Source organism: Paraburkholderia sp. GAS32 (assembly GCF_050434225.1).
GTDB lineage: Bacteria > Pseudomonadota > Gammaproteobacteria > Burkholderiales > Burkholderiaceae > Paraburkholderia > Paraburkholderia madseniana.
In genome coordinates this window covers 317194-323329 of sequence record NZ_JBNPVS010000006.1, presented here as the reverse complement: position 1 = coordinate 323329, position 6136 = coordinate 317194, and the positions used below count along the sequence as shown (strand labels likewise).

Annotated in this window: 8 protein-coding genes and 1 pseudogene; 2 read left to right on the top strand and 7 right to left on the bottom strand. The window is 57.5% G+C overall.

Annotated features, from left to right (window positions below; all coding sequences use genetic code 11):
• A partial coding sequence (locus P3T25_RS10690) for a transposase (RefSeq protein ID WP_429358044.1) occupies positions 1-361 on the top strand: 361 nt, incomplete at its 5' end.
• Positions 362-555: 194 nt separating this feature from the next.
• On the opposite strand, the gene P3T25_RS10685 is transcribed toward P3T25_RS10690, so the two are convergent.
• The 5 genes and pseudogenes from P3T25_RS10685 to P3T25_RS10665 form a co-directional block, all read right to left on the bottom strand.
• Positions 556-1143 carry a GNAT family N-acetyltransferase gene (locus P3T25_RS10685; protein WP_266238698.1) on the bottom strand — a complete coding sequence of 196 codons (588 nt, stop codon included), beginning with the start codon at positions 1141-1143 and terminating at the stop codon, positions 556-558.
• A gap of 186 nt (positions 1144-1329) precedes the next feature.
• Positions 1330-1446: pseudogene (locus P3T25_RS10680) on the bottom strand (IS5/IS1182 family transposase); the annotation flags it as partial.
• Positions 1447-1530: 84 nt separating this feature from the next.
• A complete protein-coding gene (locus tag P3T25_RS10675) occupies positions 1531-1791 on the bottom strand; it encodes a hypothetical protein (RefSeq protein WP_154567336.1) in 261 nt (86 codons plus the stop codon).
• A gap of 104 nt (positions 1792-1895) precedes the next feature.
• On the bottom strand, positions 1896-2465 hold the full coding sequence (locus tag P3T25_RS10670; RefSeq protein ID WP_429358043.1) for a GNAT family N-acetyltransferase: 570 nt from the start codon (positions 2463-2465) through the stop codon (positions 1896-1898).
• 205 nt (positions 2466-2670) lie between these two features.
• Positions 2671-3702, bottom strand: a complete 1032-nt coding sequence (locus P3T25_RS10665; protein WP_166618372.1) for an NAD(P)H-quinone oxidoreductase — start codon at positions 3700-3702, stop codon at positions 2671-2673.
• Positions 3703-3853: 151 nt separating this feature from the next.
• Between P3T25_RS10665 and P3T25_RS10660 the strand changes: the two genes are divergently transcribed.
• Complete coding sequence (locus P3T25_RS10660; RefSeq protein WP_266238701.1) at positions 3854-4738, top strand: LysR family transcriptional regulator; 885 nt, start codon at positions 3854-3856, stop codon at positions 4736-4738.
• 82 nt (positions 4739-4820) lie between these two features.
• Here the strand turns inward: P3T25_RS10660 and P3T25_RS10655 are convergent, their stop codons facing one another.
• Both P3T25_RS10655 and P3T25_RS10650 read right to left on the bottom strand, forming a co-directional pair.
• Positions 4821-5621: a PhzF family phenazine biosynthesis protein gene (locus P3T25_RS10655; RefSeq protein WP_154567339.1), complete on the bottom strand. Its 801-nt coding sequence runs from the start codon at positions 5619-5621 to the stop codon at positions 4821-4823.
• A gap of 192 nt (positions 5622-5813) precedes the next feature.
• Positions 5814-6128 carry a DUF3303 domain-containing protein gene (locus tag P3T25_RS10650; protein WP_154567340.1) on the bottom strand — a complete coding sequence of 105 codons (315 nt, stop codon included), beginning with the start codon at positions 6126-6128 and terminating at the stop codon, positions 5814-5816.
• Positions 6129-6136 lie beyond the last annotated feature (8 nt).

Genomic DNA, 6136 nt, shown 5'->3' with positions numbered 1-6136 from the left:
GGACATCAATACAGCCGAAGCGTTGCTACACGGCGAAGAGGCGGATGTGTACGCTGATGCCGGATATCAGGGCATTCAGAAGCGATGCGTGGACGGTTCAGTGCGCTGGCATGTCGCAATGGGACCAGGCAAGCGCAGAAAACTGGACCTGAGTGATCGTCTGGACGCGATATACGATCAGATCGAACGCCTGAAGGCCGGCGTCCGCGCCAAGGTGGAGCATCCATTCCGGATCATCAAGCGACAGTTCGGCTATACGAAGACCCGATACCGGGGCCTGATGAAGAACACTGCCCAGATCACGACGCTGTTTGCGCTGGGCAATCTGTGGATGACGCGTAAGGCACTGCGCAAAGCGTGAAACATGCGGGCGCAGACGCCATGAGTTTCGGCAAACGCACGTTGCCGCGGTTCGAATAAAACTGTGATCGAGGTCCCAGCATCTTCGCCGCCACTACAACGCGGGCAGCAAACCGCGCGACGTGCAGGAAACGGGTTGTGCAGACCTTCCCTAATGTTCCCGCTGTGACTCGACGAACAATCAACGTACCGGCGTCACACTTTTCGGAGGGTTGCCGGTGCGTCTGGTGCGCCGGACTCGGGGCGGCATGTTGCTCTGGCAGTGGCGCGTTGAACCGCAGGCTTCGTGGTTAGTTCACATATTGCAATGAAGAACTCGAAGCCTTTGTCGTTCTCACGCGTTACTTGGAATCCAAGCTTGCGATGGAAAGCGATAGACAATCGGTTGGTCTTGTAGACATGACTTCTTAGCTCACCGATCCCTTGTTCGCTCGCCAGCGTCGCCATCTTTGCGAGTAGCTCAGTTATAACGGCATACGTTCGATACAAAGGATGCGTACCAAATGCGCCGACGAACCAGCAAGCTCCTGAATGCGGTCGAAGCATTGCATACGCAACGAGTTTGCCTTCCCGTCGCACTGAGCACACCTCGCTGACCTCCAGGGACTTTCGCAACTGTACTCGGTGCTCGTCAACATCGAAGGCATCACCAGCCTGCTCTGTGTGTTCGCGTAAGGTCAGCGCGTCAAGCGCGAAGAGTTCGTCGATGGACGGCAACATAACAGGGATCAGGGCGATATAGAGACAATCCGCAAGAGTACTTCGAATCAAAATTGTCGCCAATTCGCTTCGCCTTTCTGGTTGACCGTTCTAGGCCGAACACTGACAGGCTCAGTTCGGCCGGGAAGGGACCTTTGCGCACTTTGGCAGCGGAAATTCGCTGGACGCTTTCATGACCTCGATCGCAGTTTTATTCGAATCGTGGCGACTGACGTTCGTCCCGCCTCAGGGCAACTACGCCCGCATGTTTCACGCCTTACGCAGTGCCTTACGCGCCATCCACAGGTTACCCAGCGCGAACAGCGTCGTGATCTGCACAGTATTCTTCATCAATCCCCGGTATCGTGTCTTCGTATAGCCGCACTGACACATTCTCCGATCCGCGTTGCCGGCCCCAGACAAGATCGTCAGAAGCCGCTCCCGGTCACACCGCAGCAAGTCGCTGTCAGACTAGCGATAGTTAATAAAGTTGATGATGTCATTGAGGAACCAAGGCAGAATCAGTTGCGTATCGGGATAGCTGACACCGACGCTGAGCCTCGGTGGCTTTGACGTGGAGCCGCCAGGCGTCGCACCGTCGGTAGTATGCAGAATGTAGGTATCCGTGTCGGCCGGACTTGGCCGGGCGGTCTGATTATTCGCGGGCGACCATGTCGAGGCGCAGCCGGCGGTCAGCACGACGAGGGCCGCTGCGAAGCAAAAGGGTCTCATGATGGCGTGAACTCCAGCAACGTGGCTTTGACACTCTGGCCGATGACGATTTGGGATGCGATGTCGAACGACCGAAACTGGTCGGACAGGGTCCAACGCGCACCTCAGCCTTCCAGCTCAATACGATATCGCAGGGTCTCAGCGGATCCATACGCCGCCGTCTTTCTGAAACGCTCGACCAGGACACCGTTGCAAGCTGCGACGACCTTCTGCGAGGCTATGTTGTCAGGATCAACGGTTAGCTCGACGTAGGCCAAGCCTTGTCGTCTCGCTTCGCCCAGCATTAAATCGAGCGCCTGTCTGGCGTAGCCGTTGCCTCTCTTCCACGGCACGATTGAGAAGCCGATATGGCCGAGCACATATGGCGGCAATTCGGCCGTTCCAGCTTGCCAGCGAAATCCGATCGCGCCACTAATGTCGCCGTCCCAAATCCATCGAACGATGCCAGGTAGGCGGGCGACGGTCGAGCCATCGGGTAAAGGAATCGGTCCACCCGACGCGGTCGGATCATCCAGGCCGTCGACAAACGCATCCGCGTTCATTTCGATAGCGTGTAATTGTTCGCGCGCAGCTACCTCCTTGCGAACGTTGTCAGGCGACCATCCGGCCTTCAGGGCCGCAACGTAGCTCGGCAGCAATGCGGTCGTTGGCTTCAGCAGTTCAATTTTGCTCATTTGAATCGATACCTGTCAGAGAGCAATGATTGTCGAAGGTTTAAACGATGCCGTCGAATGTTTCAAAATGGCCGCGCGCCGTCCCACACAAACGGCATACGCAATCTGAACTTCGTAAATTGCTTCGGCAGCATGTGGCCCACTGCGAACAGTTGAGATCGCCGGAAGCCGACATTCATCCGGCGCGAAGCCGGCAAGCCAGGCTTCAGCCAATGAGACCGGCACCGGTCGTAAGGACAATCTTCCCAAAGTGTGTGCCGGAATCGATCAGCTCGTGAGCGCCGCGAGCGTCGGCAAGCGCAAAGGTCTTGTAGACAACCGGTTTGATCTTGCCGCTCTCGATGTGCGGCCAGACATGCTGCTCGAGTTCATTGACGATGGTCGCCTTGTCCGCGGATGTGCGCGATCGCAATGTTGAACCCATATGCGTCAGACGTTTCGTCAGCATCGGCACGAGGTTAAGATCCTTCGCCGGCCCCTTGATCACGCCCACCTGGAGGATCCGTCCGTCCATGGCTGCGGCCTCATAGTTTCTAGCCACGTAGTCGCCGGCAATGATGTCGAGGATCACGTCGACGCCTTTTCCATCGGTAGACCGCTTCGTTTCGGCCACGAAATCTTCCTCGCGGTAATCGATCGCGAGGTCTGCGCCTAGCGCCAGGCTGGCCTCCCGATGCGCCTGCGAGCCCACTGTCGTGATGATTTTCGCAGCGCCGAATGCCTTCGCCAGCATGGTCGCCGTGGTACCGATACCTGACGCGCCGCCGTGGATCAACACCGATTCGCCGGCAACCAGCTTGCCGCGCTGGAACAGGTTCAGCCATACCGTCATAAACGTTTCGGGCATAGCCCCAGCTTCGACCAACGTCAGGCCTTTGGGGATATGCATCGTGTTGCAGGCGTGCGCGACGGCATATTCCGCGTAGCCACCGCCGGGAATCAATGCGCACACCAGTTCGCCGATCCGGAATTGGGACACGTCCGCACCGACGGCAACCACTTGACCTGCCACTTCCAGCCCCGGAATGTCCGAAGCGCCGGGGGGCGGATCATACAGCCCTTTGCGCTGGAAAACGTCTGGGCCGTTCACCGCGGCCGCGTGGATGCGGATCAGAACCTGATCGGCGGCCGGCGTCGGTACAGGGCGCGTAGTCGGCACCAGAACCTCAGGACCGCCGGGCTGTTTGATCTCAATGGCCGTCATGGACGACGGCACGCGATAAGTTGAAGCAGACATGGATACCACTCCTTCGATTGATGAGGCTCGATTGATCCGGTCGGATCACTTGGCGAGGAACTCTTGCGTTCAGTATAGGCATCGACATTGATGAATAAACGCAGCATTATTCATGCGGTGGGATGCAAATTTGCATCAGGAGGGTGGCACGATGAACTGGGACGACGCGCGTGTGTTTCTCGCGGTGGAGCGCGAAAAAACGCTCCGTGGGGCGGCGAGGACGCTCAATCTCGATCAGGCGACGGTCGGCAGGCGGATTGCGGCGCTGGAGCACGCCCTGCGGGCAACGCTCTTCCTGCGCACCTCGGAGGGTTACGCGTTGACGGCGGCAGGGGAGGCCGCGCTGAGATCGGCGGAGAAAATGGAACACTCCGCGCACGAACTCGTCAGACGAACTCAAGGCACGGATACACGGCTTGCGGGGGACGTAAGAGTCACCAGCACCGACTCGATCGCGCTCGACTTCCTGCTTCCCGCCATCGAACGCCTGCATGCTGCGCATCCCGAAGTGCGCGTCCTGCTGGACACGTCGACGCGCATGCTGAATCTGGCAAAGCGTGAAGCGGATATCGCGGTCCGCTCAGTCAGGCCGGATAATCCCGATCTTGTCGCGCGGCGCCTGGCTCGCTGGCCCATGGCGCTCTTTGCATCGAATGCTTATCTCGAGCAGCACGGCAAGCTCGCCGCTGGCTCCGCGTTCGCGGGCCACGATCTAGTCGTCTATCAGGGAAGCTGGACCGGGAGTCGATCACTCACTCTCTCTGGCGAACCGGTACACGCGGGGCGCATCGTATCGACCTTCAATTCCAGCCTCATGCTGCGTACCGCGGTAAAGGCCGGTATCGGCATCGGTGAGCTTCCGATACATCTGGCTGAACATGACGGCCTCGTGCAGATATGGCCGGAACCCGCACGTGGGGCGGTCTACGAAATCTGGCTCGTCACGCATCAAGACCTTCGGCATACCGCGCGCATCGCAGCCATGATTGACGGCATCGTCTCCGCGTTCGAAGATCACGCAGCCCCCACAAAATAATCACGCACGACTTGGTTGTTGCCCCTATGGTTTCCGCGACATCTGGGCTTCAACGGCCGCTTCGAAGGTACAACGCTCGCACCTACGCTTCCGGGATTTCGATTGTCCCTTCAAGATATTGAACAGCCTGACCAGAGATATACACCCTGTCGTCTTGTACGCGACAATGAAGTAGGCCGCTCCGGCGTGACACCTGCATGGCCACGAGTTCTGCCTTGCCCAAACGGTCAGACCATAATGGCGCAAGCGCCGCGTGAATAGATCCGGTCACCGGATCTTCATCTCCGCCATTGGCAGGCCAAAAGTAGCGGGACACAAAATCATGCTTATCTCCGCGCGCTGTCACGACGACATCGAGCGGACCAAGTGCCGACAGCAGATCGAGTTCGGGTACGACGGATCGTACCTCGTGTTCTGTTCCGTAGATGGCAACATAGGCTTGCTGGTTTATCAGCACTTCTTGAGGCCGTATCGAAAGCCCCTGGATCAGGTTTGCGGGTATTTCGTTCAGTTTCTCAGGCCGGCGCTGCGGGAAGCTCATTTCGATCAGACCGTCATGCGTATGGCAAACGGCAAGCCGACCGACCGCTTTCGCAACAAATTCGATGACTTCCAAATCATCACATCGCTTGAAGATCACATATGCGCTTGCCAGTGTGGCATGCCCACAAAAAGCGATTTCTGTAAGTGGAGAGAACCAGCGGATGTCGAACGCGCCGTCGGCATTTTTCACGAAGAATGCTGTTTCGGACAGGTTGTTCTCAGCGGCGATTGCCTGCATCAAACTATCGGGTAACCAGCGTTCGAGTGGCACTACCGCAGCGTAGTTGCCCTTAAATACCTTATCCGTAAATGCGTCAATCTGATAGATCGGCAGTTTCATGAGATGTGCCTGTTCAAAGCGGGAAGTTAGTCAGCGATTTGCAGTGTTATTCGCAGACAACGATATCAGCCCGCTAAGCTGGCGAACATGTACAGATTGCGATGCTCAGTACAAAAAGCGACCGTTCACCTCAAAAAGGAGGACCGTGTCGCGGGTTCACTCGCCGTGAAGGCGACATGATCCTCCCGGATGTCACGTACTTTTCAGTCCGTCTCGCCAGGCGATCGCTTCGAGTTCGACCCGGACCGCGTCCTCGACGGCAACTACGGGGTGCGCCCGAAATTCAAATGCAGGGAATGTCGAGCAGACTTTGTGAACCGCCAACGGATCATCGCAGTCAACCAACATGTGCCCACCCCAATCTCCCACACGCACCACGAAAAACTCGATCTTGAAGTTGTCTGGCGCCTTCCACTGACTAAACACTTCAAGGATTCGCTTCTGGGCATTCTCGTACTCGACAGGCGAACCTTGTGTGCGTTCGAACCAGCTAATCATGTACTTCATCGCCGTCC